The sequence below is a fragment of the Corynebacterium sp. HMSC14B06 genome, from assembly GCF_001807075.1.
GTDB classification, from domain to species: domain Bacteria; phylum Actinomycetota; class Actinomycetes; order Mycobacteriales; family Mycobacteriaceae; genus Corynebacterium; species Corynebacterium jeikeium_D.
The window spans coordinates 67,862-90,309 of the sequence record NZ_KV787403.1 but is presented as its reverse complement, the minus strand read 5'-3'; the positions used below and the strand labels follow the sequence as shown (position 1 = coordinate 90,309).

Here is a 22,448-nt window from a genome sequence, read left to right as displayed (position 1 = left end):
TGCCCTGTCGGTCGCAACATAATGGGGGTAGGGTGGAGGTGAAAGTAATAAAAAGGTTGGCTCGGAAGAGTTGACTAAATAGCAAAGCTTGTCCATTAAAATGGCGTCCAAGCAGGTGCGATAGGTGTAGCTGCGTTGCGGTCGGGCCGCGGAGAGCCAATTTTTATGGATCGCATAATAAGGAGGCAATCAATGCCAAGGCAGAACATCATTGTGTGCGCGGTCGATGGCTCGGAGGCATCCAAGACCGCCGTCAAGTGGGCCGCTAACACCGCAGTGAAGCGCGGTGAGCCACTCCGTCTGGTCAGCAGCTACTCCATGCCACAGTTCCTCTACGCAGAGGGCATGGTTCCGCCGCAGGAGCTTTACGACGATCTTGAGGCCGAAACCCTGGAGAAGATTAACGAGGCCAAGAAGATTGCCCTCGACTTCGCACCGTCGGTAGATGTCAGCCACCAGATTGAAGAGGGCAGCCCGATTGACATGCTGCTCGACCTGTCTGAGCAGGCAACCATGGTGGTTATGGGCTCTCGCGGTCTGGGTGGGCTCTCTGGCATGGTCATGGGTTCGGTTTCCGCCGCTGTTGTTTCCCACGCATCGTGCCCGGTTGTTGTTGTCCGCGAGGACAACCTGGTAACCGATGAGACCAAGTACGGCCCGGTCGTTGTCGGCGTCGATGGCTCCGATATTTCCGAAAAGGCAACGGAGTACGCATTCCGTGAGGCCGATGCCCGTGGTGCAGAGCTGATTGCAGTTCACACCTGGATGGACATGCAGGTACAGGCTTCCCTGGCCGGTCTTTCTGCAGCTCAGAGCCAGTGGCAGGTTGTGGAAGAGGAGCAGAAGGCTCTGCTCGGCCACCGCCTGGAGAAGTACGCTAAGAAGTACCCGGACGTGGCCATCAAGAAGGTTGTTACCCGCGACCGTCCGGTTCGTGCTCTGGCTGATGCCTCGGAAGGCTCGCAGCTGCTGGTCGTCGGCAGCCACGGCCGCGGAGGCTTCAAGGGCATGCTGCTCGGCTCCACCTCGCGTGCACTCCTGCAGGCGGCTGCTTGCCCGATGATGGTCGTCCGCCCGGAGACTGACGCCTAAAGCGCGCTTCGAGGAGGCTGAGAAAAGACGCCGGTGCCGGTCGTCGAGACGCGTTTAGCGCCGAGAGTGGAAACCGTTACCGAATATTTATAAGTAGAACCTAGCCGGTTTCTGACATGTCTCGGAGACCGGCTTCGGTATATTTAAATGAGGCCTCTCGCCTGCATAAACCCCGTTTTCATGCAGAAAGTACAGATTCTATAAGGGTTTTCCTGTGGTTATCCGACTGTTATCTCGCTAGTTTCCCAGTGGCCGAAATGGCCTGATAGTGCTTGCAGTAGGTGCAAGATATTTTGGAAAGCCTTATAGTTGAGTCAGAACGATTTCGGAAAGGAATATCTATCATGAACGAGATTCTTCTTGCTGCCTCCTTTAGCCCCTCTCTGGGCTTCTTCGGCTGGATTATCATCGGTGGCCTTGCCGGTTGGATTGGTTCCAAGATTATGGGCACCGATGCTTCGATGGGCGTCGTCCTGAATATCGTCGTCGGTATTGTCGGTGGCTTCCTCGGCGGTTGGCTGCTCACCCTGTTCGGCGTTGATGTCGCCGGTGGTGGAATGATCTTCAGCTTCCTTACGTGTCTGCTCGGCGCCGTGATTTTGCTGTGGATTGTCGGCCTGGTTCAGAAGCGTAAGTAAACCAAGAAAACAACCAAGAAAAACAGCACAGCTCAGCACAAAGCGTCGTAACGCTGCTATCTACTGGATAGTGAGCTAGAGCGCGGGGCATCTCATTAACATTGAGATGCCCTTTTTGTTGTGCGGTTGTCGTGAAGTTGGCGTTCTGCGGTTGTCGCGACATCTGTTGGGGGCAGTAATCATCGCACGCTAAAGTAGGACTAGAGGCTGAAAGACTGACTAGTTTGTTCTTTTACAAAATCACAGTCGCAGATGCGCCTACAATGGAATATCACAAACTATAAACGCCCTGCTCAGTGTTGCGAAAGCAATGACGCGAACGCCGATATTTGCGAGTAAGCAGCTGTTATAACGGGGTGTGACTTTGGAAGGACGAGAGGTACTGCCGTGGCAGAAGCGACAACGGGCAAGGGCGCAAAAGGCGGCCGCGCTTCCTCTCGCCGTCGTAACCGCCCCAGTCCGCGGGAGCGCCTCCTGACATCAGCGACAGCTCTGTTTACAACGGAAGGCATCCGCGTTGTCGGCATTGACCGCATCCTGCGGGAAGCTGATGTCGCCAAAGCCAGCCTGTACTCGTTGTTTGGATCCAAGGACAAGCTGGTCATCGCGTATCTGCAAGACCTCGATGCCAAATGGCGGGAGGCTTGGGAGCAGCGAGTGGCCTCGTTGGATACCCCGGCGGAGAAGATTCTCGCTTTCTTCGATCAGTGTATTGCGGAGCAGCCGGCAATCGACTTCCGTGGTTCACACTTCCAGAATGCGGCTAGTGAATATCCGCGGCCGGAAACGGAGTCGGAGCAGGACATCCGCCAGGCCGCAGCCGATCACCGCTCCTGGGTTTGGCAACAGCTACACACGCTGCTGACTGAAAATGAATCTAGTATGCCGTCTGCTCACGCAAATATGCTGTTGCTCTACCTCGACGGCGGCCTCGCGGGTGCCAAGATGTCCAAGGATCTGAACCCGCTGCAGATGGCGCGCGACCTGGCCCGTGACTTGGTCACGTAAATACCTAATTCCCTTTTTAACGCGCCCTAGTTCTCGCCTTTTGCTCACGGGCTAATCCCGGAAGCGTTTCCAGTCCGACTCCTTTGAGCCGGTGGCTTTCTTAACCATATTCTTCGTATTCTGGCCGAGCAGCATTCCCAGGTTCTTTGCAATCAGAATTGGTTTCGGCCGCTTCTGCGCCTTTTGTGCTTTCTCGGCTTGTCGTTTCATGTCTGCCCGCACTTTAGCCAGGCCGGGAAGCGGCGGAACTATACCCGAGGAAATCTTCATATCCTGCGTCAGGGACGGCAAATTGTCCTGAGCGCCAGGCCTCATCTGGGTCACCATGTAGCGAACCTTCGCAATTTTCAAAGCCTGGGCATATTCTTCGTCCTGCTTTGCTTTACGACGGTCCCGCGATTCCTTCTCAATAGCGGCATATTCGCTCTTATACTGCTTTATTTTCCACGGAGCGAATGCGGATTTGATATAAAAGCGACGCTTGGCCTGCTTTAACTTCTTCTTTTCTTCCCGCTCCGATTCGTATTCACCCTTTTGGTGGTTTTGAAGAGTTCGGAAATCGTCCGTGAGTGGGTAGGTCTTTTCTACATAGCGGGTGAGAATAATATTTTGGGTCAGTGTCCAGAAGTTATTGGTGACCCAGTAGACAATTAGAGCCACAGGTGTTGGGCCAAAGAACCCCGCGAAGAGGATCATCAGCGGTGCGTAGATAAGCATTACGCGCATGAATTTGCTGAGGAATACACTGACGCTATTGGAATAGTCGAGAGTGCGCTGCAACCGGCGGTAGGAAATGACCAAGTTAAAACCGGTGAAAATGGCCGCTGCCACGATGCCGATAATGCAGAAAGCTAACAGCGAATCATGATTGCCCCCAAGGATTTGTAGTTGCTCCGGGTCCATGCGCAGATACGCGGGTAGAGGCTGCCCCAAGAATGTCGCGCTCAGAAAGTCGGAAATCTCATCCTTAGAGATGAATCCGACATTATGAGACGCAGGCAGTCCAGGCCCCTCAGACGCCCGCAGCATGTGCCTCAGCATGCGAACAAGGCCCATAATCACGGGAATCTGGACGAAGAGGGGCGCCAGCATTACGGAGGTCTTAATACCTTCGGCTTTGCGCATTTCCTTGCTGGCAAAGTTTACGTATTGTGGCGAGTTCGGCTCGATGCTCCTGCGGTAGCGCTCCTTGAGTATAAAAAGCTGCGGCCGTAGGTTGGCCGTCTTGCGCGCCGAGATAAATTGCTGGAACGCGAGAAACGCCAGAGCGCCACGCACCGTAAACACCAGCAGGAAGAGAGAAAGCGTCCAGGACAGAGAAGATGGCAGGTGAAACACTGAGGCCAGTAAAAGGTGCCACGCCTTAAGGACAAACGAGACCAGCCAAACAAATGGTTCCAAAATAACCACGGGCCGACTCCTCCATGTCAAGGATAAGAAAAGTAAGACAACCGGATTAGGCCGGTGTGCCAATTCCAGCCGCTATCCTAGCGACTCGAATCACCTGCCCCAACTTTAAAACAGGGCCCCGCTGTGGCGGGACCCTGTCTTTAAGATAGTGAAGCTGGATGACATCCAGTGGAAGGCAAACGAACCTGGGTGAGAACTAGTTAGCGCTCTCGTACTTTTCAATAATGTGCTTTGGCAGCGCACCGCGGTCTGCAACATCCATGCCATTCTCTCGTGCCCACTGGCGAATCTTGCGATTGCGATCACGGGCCTCAGCGGCATTGGGATTAGCGGAAGAGCGCTTACGCGGAGCTACAACCGTGCTGTGATCAATAGAAGCGTTCGCAATATACGGTTCTAATACCTGCTCGAACTTCTCAGCATTTTCCTGAGAGAGGTCGAGAATGTAGTTCTTACCGCGGAAAGAGAAACGAACGACTTGGTGATCTGCGGAATCAAGCGGAGTCCCATCAAGGTCGTCGATGTACTGAATTAGTTCGCGGCGTGCCATAGAATCCCTGCCTAAGCTTGGTGCTGAACTTGTAATAATGAAGAAGGCTTACGGTGAAACTTCAATACGGTGAAATTTCAAATTAATATCAAGCCCTGTTTTCTTTCCCTCACAGTATAAGTGCAAAGAAATTTAATGTCTATTGACGATAATTGAGTTAGATTGTGCAACTTATATCGAATACATGGTTTGTTAATAATTCGATTAATTGTGCACAAGAACTTGGGGTAATAAAAAGACGGCCCTGCATGTTGTGCAGGGCCGTCGTGAACAGCAACTACGCTACTGAGAGCGCAATGCGGGGTGCGCTCTCAGTGGTCGTCGGAAAGCGAAAGGATGAGAAGGCGCTTAAGCCTGGGTCATGCCCTGACCAGGCTTGCCTCGGTAGGTAGCGGCGACGAAAAGTGGCTGGTTCGGTTCTTCCTTGACCTCGACGAGGCGGTACTCAGAGGTAACGTCCTCGCGGCCGAAGTAGACAGCGGTGTAGCCGTGGCGGTCGAACTCGAGGTAGTTGACGTACGGGTTCGCAGCCTTGAGTCCAGCGGTAGCAGCCAAGGAAATCGGGTTGTCCTGCGGCAGCTTCACAATGTCATCGATGTTCGGGGCGCTGACGGAAGTACAGACAATCTCAATGGCGGCGATACCGGCACTCGGGTACTGGCCCGGGACCTTCGGTACGTTGCAGTTCCAGGAGGAGTGAATATCGCCGGTGAGGAAGACAACGTTGTCGTAGCCCTCCTTACCCATGATGTCGATCAGCTTACGACGCTCAGCAGCGTAGCCATCCCACTGATCCAAGTTGTACGGCAGGCCGTCCTGAGGCAAGCTCAGCAGCTCAGTGACAGCGTGAGTGGCCTCCGGATCCAGCGGCGGAACCAGCACTGGAGTGAACATGACGGAGTTGCCCACGACACGCCACTTTGCGCTCGAGGAACGCCACTGGCCGAGCAGGTAATTGAACTGCTCAGAGCCGAGCATGGAGCGACTCTCATCATCGGTCTCGCCAGCGCGGATGAACTTCAGCTGCTGGTCACGGTAGGTGCGCAGGTCCAGCATGGTCAGGTCGGCGAGATCGCCGAAACGGAAGCTGCGGTAGAGCTTGCCGCCCTGGGAGAAGGGGACAGCGCGAACCGGCAGCCACTCCAGGTAAGCCTGGATAGCGGCGTCGCGGCGGGCAACGTAGTCGCCTTCGGTCTCCGGGTCGTGGTTCTCAGCGCCACTGTGCCAATCATCGTTGGCGACCTCGTGGTCATCCCAGGTCACAATCCACGGCTTTGCGCGGTGAGCTTCCTGCAGGTCCGCATCGGTGCGGTAGGTGGCGTAGCGCAGGCGGTAGTCAGCGAGAGAAATAATCTCGTGAGCCGGCTTGTGGTCACGAACCGGGCCCTTGCCGGAGTAGCCACCGGCCTCGTACTCGTAGATGTAGTCACCGACACACATAATGATGTCGATGCGGTCATTTTCCGCCATATCGCGGTAAGCGGAGAAGAAGCCACTTTCCCAGTTAGCGCAGGAGGTCAGCGCGATGCCCAGGTGATCTGGCGAGGAGTTCACCGGCGGCGCAGTGCGAGTCTGGCCAATCGGGGAAACCTGGCCCGCGTGATTACCAGCGGTGACGGTAAAGCGGTAGAAGTAGTAGGAATTAGCGGAGAGACCCTTGACATCGATCTTGACGGTGTTGTCAGCATCCGGGTCGGTGTTCAGGGCACCAGAGGCAACGATGTTGCCGAAGCCCTCATCAGAAGCGACTTCCCACTTCAGTGCAACAGGGCGGCCCTGGTTTGCACCTGCGGTGTCGCCAGGGTGCGATGTCACACGAGTCCAGATAAGAACGGAGTCCGGCAGTGGATCGCCAGAGGCCACACCGTGTTGGAAGACCTGAAAACCACCAGAACCGCCAGCATTAGCTGAGGACTGCGACTCAGGATTGGCCCCCGCACTAGTAGCGGTCGCCAGGCCGATGGCGCCAGCAGCAGCACCGGTAGCGCCGGCACGCAGTACGGCACGACGAGTAGGGGTGAATGGCTTTTGGGCTGTTGCGTCGCTGTTCGAGACTGCGCCGTTCAGATCCGAGGCTGCAGTCTGAGATTTATCTGAAGATGGCATAGCCCTCATTACAGTAGTTCTCAGTCCGTAGCGCCATCGGAGGGAGAAAATAGCCCGATACGGGGGTACTAAGAGCGAAAGCGCGACTATTGCTGCTCAACAACAGTCGCGCTTAGTTCGACGAATCTCGGCGAGTGGCCTTAACCCGAAGCGGCCAGGTTTACGCGCCCAGCTCCGAAATGATCTGGCGATCCAGAGAATCCAGCTCTGCGGTAATGGAGTGGTGTGCGCGACGACGCTGCTCCGGGGTCATCTTCTCGGCAGTGTTAATGGCGTCAGTCATGACATCCAGACGCGAGTTGGCGTCCTTGATAAAACCATCGGTACCCTTGACACCCGACTTACGCAGCTCTGTCAGTGAACCACGAGTGGCCTCAATGCGGGCCAGCAGCGGCGCACCGTGCCCCTGGTAACGAGCGGCATCATTAGCGGAAACACCGAACTTCTGCGCGGCCGAAGAGTGTTCACGGCGCTGAATGGCAGTGATGGCGCGGTAGGCCAGCGGAACCAGCACCGGTACCAGCAGGCGTGCGCCACCGATCCACGACTTTGCCTTGTCCTTGTTGAAGCCCTGGCTGCGCTGCTGTTGCAGGATCTTCTCGGCCATCTTGGTCTGGTGGCGCTGCTTGGCGGCCAGCGCCTTCTTCTCGTCCTTGGCACTCGCCTTGCGGATCTTCTCCGCGCGCTTCAGAGCACGGTTTTCCAGCTTGAGTTCCTTCTTACCGAGCTTTTCCTCAGAACGAACGCGGCCAGCGGCCTCCTTCAGCTCCAGCTTGTGTTGGTGCTTCTGGTCGCGCTTAGCGGCCTTGACTTCAGCCTTATGTGCCTTGCGATTAAGTCGAGCTGCGTGGCGAGCCTCTTCCTTAGCCTTCGCCTTGGCAGCCTTCACCTGCTTGGCGGTTTCGCGCCGACGCTCACGGATGTCACCCAAGAAGCTCATTTTTTCCTTCGCCTAGTTGCTCGCAGATAGTCCCTCCGGAAAAGTGGGGCGGAAAACCCGTAAACCCCACCGCGCCGGAGTGCGCTTGCCAGATGCAGTGGCTGCATCACGATTCTTGCTATCCAAGCTTAACGTGAAACTTCCTACCGAGTGGCGATACGCTAATTCTCATTGTGACTGATTCATCCGTTTCGCGCCCGCTTCTCCACGCGAGCGACCTCATCGGCTGCCGCTACCGGCTGAGCCTCGACCTCCGCGAGGGGCGGCTAGTCGAACCTGCTTCTCACCATGAGCACCGCTTGCCGACGTCCATCGCGTCCATCCCCGGCCTGTACACAGTGGCCTCGGGACCGGACGCTCACCTGGATACCCTTGAGGCCATCGCCCGCGGAGAAAGCGTCATCACCGGTGGCGTGCTCATGCATGAGCGTCCGATTCCCGGTGGGGTGTACTCGGGAATCGACGAGATTTGCCACCCCGATCTGCTGGTCAAGGTCGATGATTCACCACAGACGACCTCCCCGACGTATATGCCGGTCCTGGTTGTCACACGGCACCTGCTCTCTGCGCGCAAACCGGGCCGGCGGCGTAAGCCGTCGTCAAGCAATGTGGCGCGTGCGGCGGCGATGCAGGTGCGACTGCTGGGCGTTGACCGGCTCGGGCGTGATGGCGTGATGGGACGGACCCTGCGTCAGGCGATGGTTGTCGCGGACGAGTGGAAGCTACGGCATTACGGACCCGATGCTGTGAAGCTTGGGCAGGCAGCGGCGATACTGCACCGCCTGGGCGTGTCTTGTGGCCTGGTGGGGGCGATTAGTGCCACCGGGATGAACCTGGATACACGGCATATTGTCATTGCCGATGAAGGTTCGCGCGTGGCCTCGTACCGGATGGCGTTGCGGGATGCGCGTGATGCCGTCGCTGCCACTCAGGGGCGACCGTCACGGTTTACGCCAGGCACCTGGCCGCTGGCGCCACGGCGCATCCGGGAGTGCCGAACCTGCCGTCACCACGACCTTTGCTTGGATGAGCTGACCGCAAGTGACGATATTTCCCTCCTCCTACCTGGCGATAAGTCCATGCGGTTGCGCAGTGTGGGCATCGACACAGTCACGGCACTGGCGCAGGCCAGTACCAACACTCCGCACGTCAGCAAGGAGCAGGTGTGGATGGCGAGGGCGCGGCTTGCCGACGTCGACGCGCTCCGGGTAGCCGCTAAGACATCGGCCCCGCGTGGCGATATTGAGATGGATATCGATATGGAGGCGTACCCCAACGATGGCGCCTACCTGTGGGGAACGTGGGTGCCTGGGGAGGACTACCGCGGGTTTATCACCTGGGAGCCACCGGGGCCAGAAGGGCTCGGTGGCACGGCAGAGGCCAGGAACTTTGCGATTTTCTGGGATTACCTGATGCGTCGTCGAAATGCGGCGCATGAACAAGGCAAGACCTTCCGCGCCTATTGCTGGGCGGCAGAGGGTGAGAACTATTGGCTGCGTCAGAGCGCCACCCGGTTCGGCGGCCAGGAATTTGTGGTGCCCGCAGATTCGGCGGAGCTGGCTACAGGCGATGCGGCTGGTTCCAGTTCCGAGGCAGCTGGCCCGACAAAGATTGTGCGGGTGCCGACCCGCGAAGAAGTGGACAAGTTCATTGCCTCGGAGGACTGGGTGGACATGCTGAAGGTCGCCCGTCGCCAGATCCTCTCCACCGTCGGCATGGGGCTTAAAGTCGTGGCCCCGTGGTCGGGCTTCCACTGGCGCGACGCCGATGTTGACGGCGAGGCATCGCTGGATCTGTATCGCATTGCGACGGTCACTGACCTTGACTTTGTCTCGGAACAGTCCTTTGAAAAGCTCACGCAAGCCGAGGCTCGCGCCATGCTGCTGCGCTACAACGGCGATGACTGCCGATCGGTAGCCCACGTCCGCGACTGGCTGGATTCACAGCGCGCGGCCGCGGACCTGCCGCATGGGGATGACCTGCCGGTTCCTTAGCGCGCTAACCACGCGCCCACGTGCCGCGCCGGGCGAACTTAGGTGAGACCTTCTTCATCGCAGCATTGCGAATAATGGCCGTGTTCTTGCGGGCTAACAGCAGCAGCTGCTGTGTGCGCTCGGCACGGAATGTTGAGCGAGGAGAGCGGTGCACATCGCGGAAAAGCCGCTTCGTCGCCGCCAGCTGATCCGGCGAGCGTGTCGCCAGCTGTGCCAACTTCTCCTTGGACAGCTTGAGTGCAGCGTCCTCCGTGTCCACGGCCCACGTCGCCAGACCGATCTCAGTTGCTTCCTTGCCGTTGAGTTCTTCGCCAGACATGGTCAGCCAACGTGCAGTATCGGCGCTGACCTCATCGAGGATGGTTCGCATACCGGACATATCCGGAATCAGTCCCCACTTCGCTTCGAGGATTGACCACTTGGCATCGCTCGTAGTAATGCGGAAATCAGCACCTAGTGCAATCTGTAGACCACCGCCGTAGCAGTGCCCATGCACCGCCGCAATGACCGGCACCGGCAGGCCTCGCCAGTCCCAGCAGGCGCGCTGGAACAGGTTTGTGCCGTGGATATCGGGGACGAATGAGCGCAGGATGCGTGAGGGCTTCTTAAATGCCGAGGCGAAATCGAGTCCAGCGCAAAACGATTTGCCCTCGCCACGTAGGATTACGCCACGCAGATCACGGTCAGCTGCCAGTTTCCGGGCGACGGCGGACAGCTCGGTCAGCATCTCAAGTGTTAGACCGTTGAGTTTGTCTCCGCGATCCAAACTGACGACAGCGATTTTCGCCGCCTCTGAATCAGCTACGGCGAGGTATTCATAGGCGACGTTGACATTGTTGCTGGTGTTCATGGGCACTAACGCTAAACGACGGCTACGTGTGCCGCCCGGGAAATACCAAAAGTGGTCTCAAACAAGACACAAAAAACCGACCCGCTGAGGGTAAGCCCCGTCAGCGAGCCGGTAAGCCATCTTTAGCGCGCGGCAGGGACGCGTAAAAAGCCGCGCGCTGTTAGCTGAAATTACTTGGCAGCTGCGAACAGCTCTGCAGCGTAATCCCAGTTGAAGACGTTCCAGACAGCCTTGACGTAGTCAGCCTTGACGTTCTTGTACTGCAGGTAGAAAGCGTGCTCCCACATATCCAGCAGTAGAACCGGCTTCAGGTTGATGGACAGGTTGCCCTGCTGATCCGTCATCTGCTCAATAACCAGGCGCTCTGCAATGGTGTCGTAACCCAGAACAGCCCAGCCGGAGCCCTGCAGGCCCAGAGCAGCAGCGTTGAAGTGAGCCTGGAACTTCTCGAAAGAGCCGAAGTCGCGCTCGATAGCCTCAGCCAGCTCACCGGTCGGCTGGCCGCCACCGTTCGGGGACAGCAGCTTCCAGAACAGGGAGTGGTTGGTGTAGCCACCCAGGTTAAAGGCCAGGTCCTTAGACAGGCCGGTAACAGCTGCGAAGTCGCCGGACTCGCGAGCAGCAGCGAGCTTCTCCAGAGCAGCGTTGGCGCCGTTGACGTAATTAGCGTGGTGCTTGCTGTGGTGCAGCTCCATAATCTCGCCGGAGATGTGCGGCTCCAGAGCGTCGTAAGCGTAATCCAGCTCAGGAAGTTCGTACTTAGTCATTAGGAAAATTCCTCCTCAACACGTTTTTAGGTTGTGCCGTCGATGGTACTCAAGATGAGTGGATGCGCAACCATTTAAGCAATACAATTAATGCGAAATTCATAAAAAATGCTGTTCAGGGATATCTGTCACAAGTTTATGAACGCGGCGGCTGAGTGCGGCGAATCCACTTACTCACGCGCTTGAAGCGCATTCCGGCTGCGCCACCCAGGTCGTCGTCAAGCGGAATGTCGAGGATGGAAGCCCACGTTGGCAACATTTCTTCCTCGTACCGGTGGCCGTGACCACCGGGGACGGTGACGGAGGCGAGGCCGTCGATAAGCACCTGCCAGAAGGTGACGAACGGATGCCAGCGCATGGAGGGGAGAACATCGCGGCCGACGCGCTCTGCAAGCCAGTCGGGGCGGCGCCAGGCCAGTGGGTAATCCCACCAAACGATGGGGTCAGAGGCATGCTGCAGGAATGCGACGCGCGGGAATTCCCACGGCCCGAACTTGGTGCCATAGAAGGAGTGGTACAGCTCGTCGGGGCGCGTAGCGAAGCGGATGTTTCGCCCCTCGTCGATGACTGGAGCGATTTCCGGAGACCCCTTTGTCCGACGGTGCGTCAGCTCTTTCCACATCGCGGAGAACTGTGGTGCGCCCGTCCAGACAGCACCGTCGACGCGTGCGAGCATGTCAGCGGAATTCTCGAATGCGCCGAGACCGCCAAACCCGCCGAGGGATTCACCGGCGACGTAGACCTTTGGCCGGTCGTTCTCCGGCATCTTGTCGACTTCCTGCAACACCCGATGGATAAGGGTGTGGCCAGCCGCGATTGGGGTTTCGTGGTCCGTTAGCCATGCCACTGGGGAGGGGAGGTCAGAGTACTGCAGAGCGACAGTGGCGCAGTTGCCAAGGGTCAAGAACTCTGCAGCCTGCGCCGACCACGGTGGCACCCAACCGGTGCCGGTGGTGGTGAAGACAACCAGATGATCGCGCCGAAACGCGCCGGTGCGGTGCATCTCGCGGATGATGAGCTCCGCCTGTTCCCGCAGAGAACGACCTGGCACCTTGCCCGCATAAATGCGGATGGGTTCCTGCAGTTCGGAGAGCGGCTTGCCAGTGACCACCGCCAAATCTCGGGCACGGGGGCCTTCGGCGACGAAGACGCGCCCCTCGGCGCCGAGTGCGTACCACGGCTCCAAAGACCATGGACTCCCGGAACGTTCCGGCTCCCAGGGCTGCATGCGGCCTGGAACTACCAGGGTATTCAGGTATCGGGACTTCTTGGCGATGGACTCCAAAGTCCGACGGATAAGCAGTCGATCAATGCTGGCGGCCACGGCACCACCGACGATGGCACCGCTGAGAACCGGGGCGAGACCGCGCGGCAGCCAGGGGCGGAGGTTGTCCCGCAGTAAGTCATAGCCGCGATTGGCCAGCGCGGAGAGCCCCCGAGTGGTCAGGTAGAGACCACTGGCAATCATTGTGGAGGCGAACTGGCTGCGTGCGGATTCCTGCTCATCCTTGCCCACCAGGCGGCCAATTTCGCGCTGCTGGGAAATGGAGCGCAGCCACAGCGCCGCGGTGGTGGCCGTGGTGGCAACATGCCAGGTCACGGCCAGTGCGCGCTCGTGTCGAGGTGCCGGCGCAAAGCGGCTGAGCGGAGTGCTGGCCAGACGCCGCATCGTCGTGTTGTAGCCATAGCCGATAGCCACTCCGGTGACATGGCCCGCCAGCTGTGCCAGGAAGGTCACAGTAACGGTGGCGATCCGAGTACGCGGCATCAGCGAGGGGCTAAAGGCAGCCCATGACGCAATTTCTGCACCAATTAGACCGGGGTTGGAGGGAATGCCCGCTCGCAGTGCGCTGCGGATAGTGCCAGGGCCGGTACCTAGGAGGCGTTCGCGAAAGACTTTGGTCGCCATCAGACTGCCGGTGCCGACTGCGCCCAGCGCTTTGGCCATGCCAGCTGTGCCAGCGACTCCTGTAATTCCCGTTCGCGCTGCTCGTGCAGCTCGCACTGTCCTGGTGGTTTCGATTGGCTGAGCTACAGGTGTGTTGCCCGTAGACGCAATCGAGGGCGCAATCGAAGTAAATGCGCGACGCAGGAATCCCATAACTCCCATCATGGCAAAATTTTTTCCACGGGGTTTATTCATCTCGCGCCAGTTTTCCGCACAAAGCGTAGCCTGTGGGGTGTCGCAACGTTTTCCGAATCGGTTGAGAAGGATCCGAGGGCTATGAAGCTATCCACAGGAAATAAGGTCGTGCTGATCGGCGCTGGCGACGTCGGCGTGGCATATGCGTACTCACTGGTCAACCAAGGCACTGTCGACCATTTGGCAATCATTGACATCGACGAAAAGAAGACGATGGGCAACGTCATGGACTTAAACCATGGCGTCGTGTGGGCGTCGTCGCGCACCAAAGTCACTCAGGGCACGTACGCCGACTGTGACGATGCCGCGCTGGTAGTCATCTGTGCAGGCGCAGCACAAAAGCCCGGCGAGACTCGCCTACAGCTGGTGGACAAGAACATGAAAATTATGAAGTCCATCGTCGATTCCGTCATGGCCAGCGGTTTTGATGGGCTCCTACTGATCGCCTCCAACCCCGTCGACGTACTCACATACGCCGCGTGGAAGTACTCCGGGCTGCCACACAACCGTGTCTTCGGCTCCGGCACCATCCTGGACACCGCACGTTTCCGTTACATGCTGGGTGAATACTACGATGTTTCCCCGATGAGCGTGCACGCATACATCATTGGTGAACACGGCGACTCCGAGCTGCCGGTGTTGTCCAGCGCCAACGTTGCAGGCGTCAGTCTGTCCAAGCGCCTCGCCGCCGACCCCGCGCTTCACGACGAGCTGGAGGACATCTTCATCCGAACCCGTGATGCCGCCTACGAGATTATCGATGCTAAGGGCTCCACTTCCTACGGAATCGGTATGGGGCTGGCCCGCATTACGCGCGCCATTTTCCAGAACCAAGAGGTAGCTCTGCCGGTCTCCGCATACTTGCAAGGTGAATACGGTCATGAGGACGTGTTCATCGGAACACCAGCCATTGTGAACCGTCGAGGAATTCGCCGCGTTATCGAGCTTGAGCTGGACGAATACGAAAAGAAGCAGCTGGACAAGTCCATTCAGACGCTCCGAGATGTGCAGGATCCATTCTGGAAGTAACTGCTGGTAGCGAGAGTAGATGTCTTCTCGACATGCGCTTTCGGCCGTCTCATTTGAGAATGAGAATGCCCACCTTCTATTGGCCCGCGTGGCCGACTCTGGCCAACGCTTCGTCTTCAACACAGGAGTGCCTTCTCTATGGCAGCGCAGAGCCCTCAAGACACAGCAACTGACAACACTGAAAGCGGCGCGGCCGTACCGCGTCTGGATGACCTCATCAGCAAGGTCACTGATCTGATCACAGAGTTGGACGACGTCTCGGTGGAGGCTTCTGCACTGCTCGCAGAGGTGCCGGAAGAGCGCCGTCGGCACGCGGAAAACCTGCTGCACTACGCACACCTGCGCACAATTGACATCCGTGAGCTGCAAAACAGCTTGCACGACCTCGGCGTGACCAGTCTGACCACGGTGGAGACTTTCACCCGGGGGCGCCTTGAGCTCGCTCTCAACGCGCTGTTGGCGCTGGCGGGGCGCACCTCAGACATCGATGTCGCCCGCATTATTGCCGACGATGAGCGCGCGGATATTGCCCTGGATAACAACGCCACCGAGCTGTTCGGTCAGGAGCGCGCGGATGTCACTTCGCACATTATGGTGACCCTGCCCGCCGAGGCCGCCGACGATGCAGAGTTGGTGGAGAGCTTCGCTGCCGCTGGCATGGATCTCGCTCGCATCAACTGCGCCCACGACGGACCTGAGCAGTGGAGCCGCATGATTGACAACGTCAATGCTGCAGCTGAGAAGGCCGGTCGCCGCATCTTCGTGTCCATGGATCTGGCTGGTCCGAAGCTGCGCACGGGCGATATCGAACCGGGGCCGCGTGTGGGGCGCGCCCGTGTTGTGCGTGACGACGCTGGCACGGTCATCTCCAAGTCCAAGATTTGGCTGACTCCGCGACTGGATGAGCACCCCAAGCCAGCTCCGAGCGATTTGCCGGGGCGTCCCGCACTGCCGTTGGAAGCAGATCAGGGGTGGTTGGAACAGCTGCAGCTTGACGATGTCATTACGCTGCATGACTCCCGCTCGGCGAAGCGTCACTTCACTGTTGTGCGCATCGACACCGACTCCGAGGGCGAGGTCGAGGCTGTCCTCGCCGAGGGCGAAAAGAACGCCTGGATTGCCGAGGGAACACACCTGCGCAGCAACTACGAGGTCACGCGCGCTGGTGGCGTGCCACCGACCGTGCAAAAGCTGCGCTTCCACACCGGTGATGAGTTTATTCTCACCAGCCGCGAGGAAATCACCACCATTCCACGCACTGACGATGAAATTCCACGCGTCTCCTGTTCGCTGCCGTCTGCCGTGGCGGCTCTGAAGCCGGGCAATCCGGTGCTTTTCGACGACGGTGCGCTCGGCGCTGAGGTGGTTGAGGTCTCCGAGACGTCGTCAAGCGAAGATAGTCACGTCGATGCCCGGCTGCGTGTCCTGCGTACGAAGCCGAATGGTCAGCCGCTGGCGGCGCATAAGGGCATCAATCTGCCGAACACCGACCTGCCACTCAATTCGCTTACCGACGAAGACATTGAGCACCTGCGCTTTGTGGTGGAGCATGCGGATATTGCTGCGGTGAGCTTTATTCGCACGCAGGGGGATGCTGAGTACGTTTACAAGGTGCTCGATGAGATTGCGGCGGAACATGAGGCTGCGGGCCGCGAGGACCTGGCGTCGAAGGCTCGGAACCTGGGTGTTGTGCTGAAGATTGAGACTATTCCGGCATTCCAGAATCTGCCGGGAATCATCATCGCCAGCATGAAGCGCGCCAAGTCCGGTCTGATGATTGCTCGTGGTGACCTGGCTGTGGAGCTGGGCTTCGACCGTATGGGTGAGGTCCCAGGCCAGATTCTGACGCTGGCGCAGGCAGCCGGTGTGCCGACCATTCTGGGTACTCAGGTGCTGGAGAACATGGCCAAGGCCGGCCTGCCGTCCCGCGCGGAGATTACCGATGCGGCCTTCGCCCTGCGTGCCGAGTGCGTGATGCTGAACAAGGGGCCGCACATTACCGAGGCCATCGCGATTTTGAACAACCTGGCCCGGAAGATGGGACGTTCGCAGCGTAAGAGCCGCATCATGCTGCGGAAGATTCGCAGCTGGTCGGACTAGTGGCTGGGTTAGGGGCCGGGCTAGTTTGGGTAGGTTAGGGGGAGCGCACCTAAAAACACCGTGGGAGAAAAGACTGCGGAAGAAGCCGGCCGCGCGTAAGAGAGGAGCCCTGCGGAAAATGTCTAATGAACAGGCAGAAAACGCGGGGTGGGCTGTGCCGCCGCAGTCTCCAAAACAGCAGCCACAGCAGTCCCCACCTCAGGTGGTGCTGCCACCGCAGCAGAGCTGGCAGCCGACTGTCTCGGATTCGGCCATCACAGGTGTGACGCCGCGCTGGAAGGCCGATGAGATTGTTCGCAAGCGTGCGGACAGCGTCTTTCGATGGGCAATGAGCGGCGCTGGAGTATTCGCCGCATTTACCGTATTCATCTGGATGAGCATTCTGAGTCCAGGTCAGGATCTGGTGGTTTCCCTCCTCGGCGAACTGGGAGCATGGGCTTTCGGTCTCTGCGGAATGGTTTCCCTCATTGGGCTGGGTTTTTCGGTCTACAAGACCCTCCAGGTGCTGCGTGACCGCGCAACGTATGCCCGCCCACTGCTGTCGCGCACGGCAACGGATGTGCGCACGATGCACATGTGGCCAGTGCGCAACATCACGGGACCCGTGGTCGCGTTGGCTGAAACAGGAGTCACTGCCGTAATGGGGCCAGGTCGCTTTATCTGGTATCTGGCCTGCGTTTTGTGGCCACTTGCAACGGGTTGGTTTATCGCTGCCGACGTGTCCAGGACGTACTTCCAGGCCGGAATCATCACTGTTTTAGCTTGTGTGACAACTGCCCTTACGGCTCGGCTACTCCGCTACGTGTTGGCTCCCGAGGAAGTGCATCGCAACATTCCCGTTGGGGCAGGTCGCGAGCGCACCCAGCCCGGTTTTTGGTCCAAGGGCTTCATCCCCAGCGAAGCTACCGATGAACAGGGGGAGGCGGGCGCAATGGCCGTCGACAAGCAGCTTTTCGAAGGAACGGCGAGCGAATTCGTCGACGATTTTTATAAGTAGCCCAGGCAGTCGCGAATTACGGACTGCGAATAGGTATTCTGTGGCCTTGTGGGAAAGAAATCTCGTAAGAAGAATAATCAGGCCCCGGAGGGCATGAGCCGCCGTCAGGCGAAGCTGGCAGCCCGCGCTGCTGAGCGTGCAGCGTTGCTGGGCAATCCGCGTCCGTTCAAGGACTTCGACGAAGAGGCTGACATCGTGGCTGTCCGCGAGTTCGCTCCGGCTGTGGTCATTCCGGTCACGGTCGCTGACGCTGAGCGTGACATCAAGCTCTGCACCGTGCTGCCGGGTGGCGTAGCCGCACTGACGCGTGCCGCTGACCAGGGCAATGAGGCTTTCGTCGCGCTGCAGACGCAGGCTCGCACCAATGACGGCGCTGCGGATCTCTCCCGTGCGCTGGCATGGGCTTGCGATGCAGAGCCGGGTCAGCAGCTCTCCGCCGCTACTGACGGCGAAGCTGCACCGCTTACCGACGTCCTGACCGCCGTGGATCTCGACAACATGGAGGTCCACCAGGACTTCGAGTGGTGGATTCCCAAGGGCATTGAACGCACCCCGATGATCGAGCAGAACCTGGCCGTGGCTAACGACGCGATTCTCCCGTCATACCGCCTGGATGCGAAGGTCGCTGGTGCTGTGTGGTGGATTGATCCGGGCGAGCGCGCCCACATCCGCTGGGTGCGTCGTGAAGATGAGAAGCCGCTGCTGGATGCCTTGGCACGCGTGCACGCTGCGGACAACCTCTCGCTGGGAGAGGGCACGAAGTTCGCCGGTGTCTTCCGTACCGATGGCGTGCTGGTGCCGGTCTGGGACCTGGATAACACCAAGCCGCACGACCACTGGATTGCTGCCGTGGAAGAGGCCGACAAGCGTATCGCTGAGGCGCTGGCCAGCGAAGAGCCGCTGACCGCCGAGGAGCGTAAGTCCCGTGAGACCATCGTGTCCCGTCAGGTGACCATTCGGAACTAGGTACCTAGACAGCCTGGCGGAACTGGTTTAAGAACTAACGCGTGTGGCTCAGCGAAAAACTGAGCCACACGCGTTAGTTGCCTCTAAGTTATCTGAAGCAGTTTTAGCTACTCTCTTGGCTATCTCAGCTCCGCAAAAAGTGTTGGCGCTTCGATTTCGTCCCAGAGCAGCACATTGCCCGCATAACCGGTATCCATGGCGCCTGAGGTGGGCACGGTAAGAGAATCGGAACCGAAGAGCATGCGCAACATCAGCCAGGTCAGATGCCAGACGTGGTCACCATCGCCGACGAGCACGGCCTTAGTGCCAGCATTGGCCAGGCGAATCCAGCGGTAGGGGTTGAGCCATACCGCAGGTGACTTCAGCCGTCCCATCAGCGCACTCATGAATTCACGCTGCCGCTCTACGCGGTCCAAGTCTCCCTGGGCGGTAGCACGCGTGCGCACGTAACCCAGGGCACTCGCGCCATCGAATTTCTGGCAACCGGCCTGAATATTCAGGCCTGCCAGCGGGTCGTCGATGGCTTCTTCAGGGCACATTTCGATGCCACCGACAGCGTCGACGACACCGGCGAAACCGCCAAAGCCAATTTCGGCGTAGTGGTCGATGTGAATTCCAGTGTTTTTCTCTACGGTGTCGATGAGCAACTGGGGGCCACCAAATGCGAATGCCGCATTGATCTTGTTTTTGTCATTGCCCGGGATATCCACGAAGGAGTCACGCGGGATACTGACCAACTTCGGCTTACCGAACACCGGAATGTGGGCAATCATGATGGTGTCTGTGCGCTGGCCGAAATCACCACTGCCCGTCGATAGCTTGGCGGCATCTTCCTCTGACAAGCCCGTACGAGAGTCCGAACCGACGAGCAACCAGTTGGAGGACATCGTATTGGCAGGGCGATTTGCCAGACCTGAGAACGCGTCGACCCTGGTCAGGCGGATGTCAACAAGTGCCATCGTGGCGACAAGGAAGATGACGACAACCAGGATGATGGATTTAAAGCGCAAGCGTGGCAGCCGCATGCGTGGCATGCGGAAGCTCGACCTGGCACCGGCTCCGCCACGACTGCTGCGGCGTCCACCACGGCCAGAACTCGCTGTTTGTGGGGCACTGTAGTAGTCCTGCGACGAACCCTGCGAGGAAGATTGGAAATCCGCATCCGGGTTATAGCCGGGTGGAGGAAACCGCGGATCGCTGCCAGCGCGTCCGCTACCGGTCCGGTTCATCGGTGGACGGGACTCAATGCGCGTTTCGTTCAGTGGCGCCTGCCGACGTTCTGGTTGCGGCCTAGACCTGCGTGGAGGCATAGGCGCTGGGCGGGCTGCCCCTGCCCGAGAAGGGCGGTTCGGGCGGGGAGGGATGGGGCGTCGTGAAGCGCCACGCGAATCGGCCGCACGGGAGCGAGCATGCTTCGGCGACGCCTCGTCCACACGGCGGTAGATGGGGCGACCATAGCGATCTTTGAGCGGCCTGCCGTATCGGTCGCGGGCAATGCGCGAGTCGTCGAAGTTGCCTTCCATACCAATTAAGAATAGGCAACGACAGTGCACTAAGAGAACCGAGACAGCAATACAAGTATTGGTAGCGCTGGCGTTACCCTGCGTGCGACGTGCTGAAAGGGTTTGGGACCGAAGAAGAATATGCTGGAAATATGTCCGCAATGAACCAGAACTACGAACGTGCAGTCAACGAGTCGGATGTTTATGTCAAGAGCCGACATGGTGTTCCTCGAGGGTTCTTCGCCTGTGAGGCGGCGGGGCTGGACTGGCTGCGCGAGGGCGAATCTGACGGTGGTGCGCGCGTCGTGGATGTGCTGGGCGTGAGCGGGCATGCGCTGAAATTGCGTCGAATTGAGTCGATGGCGCCGAATCCACAGGCAGCGTACGAGTTTGGAAAATCGTTGGCTATTACCCACAATCTGGGCGCCGCTGGCTGGGGTGCCGGCCCCGATGAGTGGGAGGGGCACGGCTACTTCGGTCCGCTGGATCAGCCACTACAGATGGACCTGACTCCACGGGAGAGCTTCGGTGAATACTGGGCGAAAGGACGTCTGCTGCCCACGCTTGGAAAGTTGGAAAACTCCTACAATAACCGTCAGCTAGATATCTTTGACCAGCTCATTGACCGACTCTTGGCTGGAGATTTCGACAACGAGCCAGACGCTGCGCGTGTCCACGGTGACCTGTGGTGGGGAAACCTCATGTGGGATGCAGACGGCGCGATCCTGATTGACCCCGCGGCACACGGCGGAGCCCGGGAGGAGGATCTGGCACTGCTGGCGCTATTCGGGGCAACGCACTTCGACGAGATCTTGCGTGGCTACGAATCTGTACATCCCCTGCCGGATTTCGCCGAGAGCTGCGAACTCCACCAGCTCTACGCGGTGCTCATGCACGCGGTGCTATTTGGTGGCGGATACGCCGGACAGGCAGCGGCAATGGCAGCGAAGTACGTGCGTTAGCTGGCGTTAGCAGCCTCCAGCACGCTAGCGATCTCCAGTAGCTCTGCCTCACCGCAGTGCACCGCACCGATGTTGACGCTGGTGGCGGGGAGCTCCGCGTTGGGTGTGCTGCCGCTTGTGCCCGGCACAGCAATTGGCACGGACACGCTTGCCCACCCAGTCAGATTCCACAGCGATAACCACGGAGTCCACCGGGTTTGCTCGTCAAAGTCCTCCCACGGCGCCAACGCAGAGAAATGCCCAATACGTGGCGGATCAAACGCCAGCGTTGGCGTAATCACCGCATCGACTTCCCAACGCGATCGAATCGCGCCGGGCAGAGCCATCCGCTGCTGATGTGTCGCCGCCGCCTCCGCTGCGGAAGTCTCCTGGCCACAGGCGCGAATCCACTGCACGATCTCGGAGTAGTCCGCGCGCGGTAATTTCGTGGCCATTCGCGTGATGGTCCGTCGAAAGATCTCGAACACGTCCGGACCTGCCGGGTCATAGGGGCTGGGCACTTCCACCACCTCATACCCGGCGTCGGCAAGACGGTCAGCCGCCGCCCACACACCGTTTGCCCAGCGCTTATCGACGTCCACCTCAGCATGAAACGGGCTGACAGTGACACCGATGCGAAGGGGGCGCTGGGACCGTCGGAAAACATGCGAGGTTGCGGAAAAGGGCACCCCGGCCAGTAGCGCTGCGTCATCGACTGTGCGAGTGAGAAAAGCGGGCGTGGAGAGATTTCCACCCGCAATATCGTGTGCCGGTTTCAACCCAACGAGGCCACAGCAGGCGGCAGGCACGCGGATGGAACCGCCACCGTCAGAGCCCAGAGCTGCGGGAACGACACCAGTTGCGACAGCTACTGCGCTGCCGCCCGAGGAACCACCGGGAGTGCGTGGCGCGGTATCCGGCTGATTGGACAGTTGATTGGGCGCGGCGAAATAGGGGTTTTCCGGAGCCGGGTAGCCAATCGGCTCGGTGTAGGCCGTCATCCCAACCTCGGAGGTGTGTGTAGTCGACGTGAGGATGGCGCCGCGAGCCAGAAGTTTCGCCGCGGGTTCCGAGGTTTCGGTGGCGGTGAAAGCCAAGTTGGCGGAGCCCATCGTGCATTTGACACCGGCGATGGTGAATGAGTCCTTAATCGCCACTGGCAGCCCCAGGAGGTCACGCGGGAGGCCGTGGCTAGCGCGCCGGGCGGCCTCTGATTGAGCAGTGAGGCTGCGTGCGCGGTCGACAGCGTGCTCGGCCAAGGACGTGGCAATACCGAAACGGGCGGGATTGGTCGCGGCGTCGTCGGCAAGCGTGGCGAATTCCGAAACGATTTCCGATACCGAGATTGCGCCACTGCGCACGGCTTCAGTGAGGGCGCGGGCGGGCATCTCGGAAGAAAAGGTCATGCAATAAGT

At 59.0% G+C, this 22,448-nt stretch carries 18 protein-coding genes; 9 read left to right on the top strand and 9 right to left on the bottom strand.

The genetic code is table 11. The features are described 5' to 3' along the window. Positions 1-192 precede the first annotated feature (192 nt). The 3 genes from HMPREF3130_RS10430 to HMPREF3130_RS10420 all read left to right on the top strand — a co-directional run bounded on the left by HMPREF3130_RS10430 (position 193) and on the right by HMPREF3130_RS10420 (position 2,738). Positions 193-1,092, top strand: coding sequence for a universal stress protein (locus HMPREF3130_RS10430; protein WP_016421688.1), 900 nt, complete (start codon positions 193-195; stop codon positions 1,090-1,092). Positions 1,093-1,436: 344 nt separating this feature from the next. Then, complete coding sequence (locus HMPREF3130_RS10425) at positions 1,437-1,730, top strand: GlsB/YeaQ/YmgE family stress response membrane protein (RefSeq protein ID WP_016421687.1); 294 nt, start codon at positions 1,437-1,439, stop codon at positions 1,728-1,730. Positions 1,731-2,117: 387 nt separating this feature from the next. After that, entirely contained in the window at positions 2,118-2,738 is a 621-nt protein-coding gene (locus HMPREF3130_RS10420; RefSeq protein WP_016421686.1) for a TetR/AcrR family transcriptional regulator, read from the top strand. Between the two features lie 51 nt (positions 2,739-2,789). Here HMPREF3130_RS10420 and yidC read toward each other — a convergent pair whose 3' ends face one another. From yidC to HMPREF3130_RS10400, 4 genes are all read right to left on the bottom strand, one after another. After that, a complete protein-coding gene (yidC, locus tag HMPREF3130_RS10415; RefSeq protein ID WP_016421685.1) occupies positions 2,790-4,148 on the bottom strand; it encodes a membrane protein insertase YidC in 1,359 nt (452 codons plus the stop codon). 196 nt (positions 4,149-4,344) lie between these two features. Continuing rightward, positions 4,345-4,698 (bottom strand): histone-like nucleoid-structuring protein Lsr2, encoded by a 354-nt coding sequence (locus HMPREF3130_RS10410; protein ID WP_016421684.1) that lies wholly within the window; start codon positions 4,696-4,698, stop codon positions 4,345-4,347. 348 nt (positions 4,699-5,046) lie between these two features. Beyond that, positions 5,047-6,804, bottom strand: a complete 1,758-nt coding sequence (locus tag HMPREF3130_RS10405; RefSeq protein WP_246815150.1) for an alkaline phosphatase D family protein — start codon at positions 6,802-6,804, stop codon at positions 5,047-5,049. A gap of 160 nt (positions 6,805-6,964) precedes the next feature. Then, positions 6,965-7,744, bottom strand: coding sequence for a DUF6474 family protein (locus tag HMPREF3130_RS10400; protein WP_016421682.1), 780 nt, complete (start codon positions 7,742-7,744; stop codon positions 6,965-6,967). A gap of 173 nt (positions 7,745-7,917) precedes the next feature. On the opposite strand from HMPREF3130_RS10400, the gene HMPREF3130_RS10395 reads away from it, so the two are divergent. Then, positions 7,918-9,738 (top strand): ribonuclease H-like domain-containing protein, encoded by a 1,821-nt coding sequence (locus tag HMPREF3130_RS10395; RefSeq protein ID WP_070429928.1) that lies wholly within the window; start codon positions 7,918-7,920, stop codon positions 9,736-9,738. Positions 9,739-9,742: 4 nt separating this feature from the next. On the opposite strand, the gene HMPREF3130_RS10390 is transcribed toward HMPREF3130_RS10395, so the two are convergent. From HMPREF3130_RS10390 to HMPREF3130_RS10380, 3 genes are all read right to left on the bottom strand, one after another. Next, the gene (locus HMPREF3130_RS10390; RefSeq protein ID WP_070429927.1) at positions 9,743-10,588 is read right to left on the bottom strand and encodes a crotonase/enoyl-CoA hydratase family protein; all 846 of its coding nucleotides are present in this window, start codon (positions 10,586-10,588) and stop codon (positions 9,743-9,745) included. A gap of 170 nt (positions 10,589-10,758) precedes the next feature. Continuing rightward, a complete protein-coding gene (locus HMPREF3130_RS10385; protein WP_070429926.1) occupies positions 10,759-11,355 on the bottom strand; it encodes a superoxide dismutase in 597 nt (198 codons plus the stop codon). Positions 11,356-11,491: 136 nt separating this feature from the next. After that, positions 11,492-13,498, bottom strand: a complete 2,007-nt coding sequence (locus tag HMPREF3130_RS10380) for an alpha/beta-hydrolase family protein (RefSeq protein WP_240593264.1) — start codon at positions 13,496-13,498, stop codon at positions 11,492-11,494. Positions 13,499-13,579: 81 nt separating this feature from the next. Here HMPREF3130_RS10380 and HMPREF3130_RS10375 point away from each other — a divergent pair, with 81 nt between their 5' ends. The 4 genes from HMPREF3130_RS10375 to HMPREF3130_RS10360 all read left to right on the top strand — a co-directional run bounded on the left by HMPREF3130_RS10375 (position 13,580) and on the right by HMPREF3130_RS10360 (position 18,590). Next, positions 13,580-14,527 (top strand): L-lactate dehydrogenase, encoded by a 948-nt coding sequence (locus HMPREF3130_RS10375; protein WP_016421677.1) that lies wholly within the window; start codon positions 13,580-13,582, stop codon positions 14,525-14,527. Between the two features lie 138 nt (positions 14,528-14,665). After that, positions 14,666-16,627: a pyruvate kinase gene (locus tag HMPREF3130_RS10370; protein ID WP_049171694.1), complete on the top strand. Its 1,962-nt coding sequence runs from the start codon at positions 14,666-14,668 to the stop codon at positions 16,625-16,627. 118 nt (positions 16,628-16,745) lie between these two features. Further along, complete coding sequence (locus HMPREF3130_RS10365) at positions 16,746-17,624, top strand: hypothetical protein (protein ID WP_070429925.1); 879 nt, start codon at positions 16,746-16,748, stop codon at positions 17,622-17,624. A 48-nt stretch (positions 17,625-17,672) separates the two neighbouring features. After that, positions 17,673-18,590, top strand: a complete 918-nt coding sequence (locus HMPREF3130_RS10360) for a DUF5926 family protein (protein WP_070429924.1) — start codon at positions 17,673-17,675, stop codon at positions 18,588-18,590. A gap of 119 nt (positions 18,591-18,709) precedes the next feature. Here the strand turns inward: HMPREF3130_RS10360 and HMPREF3130_RS10355 are convergent, their stop codons facing one another. Then, positions 18,710-20,113, bottom strand: a complete 1,404-nt coding sequence (locus HMPREF3130_RS10355) for an LCP family protein (protein ID WP_246815149.1) — start codon at positions 20,111-20,113, stop codon at positions 18,710-18,712. A 131-nt stretch (positions 20,114-20,244) separates the two neighbouring features. On the opposite strand from HMPREF3130_RS10355, the gene HMPREF3130_RS10350 reads away from it, so the two are divergent. Further along, a complete protein-coding gene (locus tag HMPREF3130_RS10350; protein WP_070429937.1) occupies positions 20,245-21,054 on the top strand; it encodes a fructosamine kinase family protein in 810 nt (269 codons plus the stop codon). Here HMPREF3130_RS10350 and HMPREF3130_RS10345 read toward each other — a convergent pair. After that, the gene (locus HMPREF3130_RS10345) at positions 21,051-22,439 is read right to left on the bottom strand and encodes an amidase (protein ID WP_070429922.1); all 1,389 of its coding nucleotides are present in this window, start codon (positions 22,437-22,439) and stop codon (positions 21,051-21,053) included. The genes HMPREF3130_RS10350 and HMPREF3130_RS10345 overlap by 4 nt on opposite strands. Positions 22,440-22,448 lie beyond the last annotated feature (9 nt).

Excerpts from the sequence above, each read along its gene's own strand:
- HMPREF3130_RS10430 (WP_016421688.1), top strand. The coding sequence starts at position 193 with ATGCCAAGGCAGAACATCATTGTGTGCGCGGTCGATGGCTCGGAGGCA.
- HMPREF3130_RS10425 (WP_016421687.1), top strand. The coding sequence starts at position 1,437 with ATGAACGAGATTCTTCTTGCTGCCTCCTTTAGCCCCTCTCTGGGCTTC.
- HMPREF3130_RS10410 (WP_016421684.1), bottom strand. The coding sequence starts at position 4,698 with ATGGCACGCCGCGAACTAATTCAGTACATCGACGACCTTGATGGGACT.
- HMPREF3130_RS10405 (WP_246815150.1), bottom strand. The coding sequence starts at position 6,804 with ATGCCATCTTCAGATAAATCTCAGACTGCAGCCTCGGATCTGAACGGC.
- HMPREF3130_RS10400 (WP_016421682.1), bottom strand. The coding sequence starts at position 7,744 with ATGAGCTTCTTGGGTGACATCCGTGAGCGTCGGCGCGAAACCGCCAAG.
- HMPREF3130_RS10390 (WP_070429927.1), bottom strand. The coding sequence starts at position 10,588 with ATGAACACCAGCAACAATGTCAACGTCGCCTATGAATACCTCGCCGTA.
- HMPREF3130_RS10385 (WP_070429926.1), bottom strand. The coding sequence starts at position 11,355 with ATGACTAAGTACGAACTTCCTGAGCTGGATTACGCTTACGACGCTCTG.
- HMPREF3130_RS10380 (WP_240593264.1), bottom strand. The coding sequence starts at position 13,498 with ATGAATAAACCCCGTGGAAAAAATTTTGCCATGATGGGAGTTATGGGA.
- HMPREF3130_RS10375 (WP_016421677.1), top strand. The coding sequence starts at position 13,580 with ATGAAGCTATCCACAGGAAATAAGGTCGTGCTGATCGGCGCTGGCGAC.
- HMPREF3130_RS10370 (WP_049171694.1), top strand. The coding sequence starts at position 14,666 with ATGGCAGCGCAGAGCCCTCAAGACACAGCAACTGACAACACTGAAAGC.
- HMPREF3130_RS10365 (WP_070429925.1), top strand. The coding sequence starts at position 16,746 with ATGTCTAATGAACAGGCAGAAAACGCGGGGTGGGCTGTGCCGCCGCAG.
- HMPREF3130_RS10355 (WP_246815149.1), bottom strand. The coding sequence starts at position 20,113 with ATGGAAGGCAACTTCGACGACTCGCGCATTGCCCGCGACCGATACGGC.
- HMPREF3130_RS10350 (WP_070429937.1), top strand. The coding sequence starts at position 20,245 with ATGTCCGCAATGAACCAGAACTACGAACGTGCAGTCAACGAGTCGGAT.
- HMPREF3130_RS10345 (WP_070429922.1), bottom strand. The coding sequence starts at position 22,439 with ATGACCTTTTCTTCCGAGATGCCCGCCCGCGCCCTCACTGAAGCCGTG.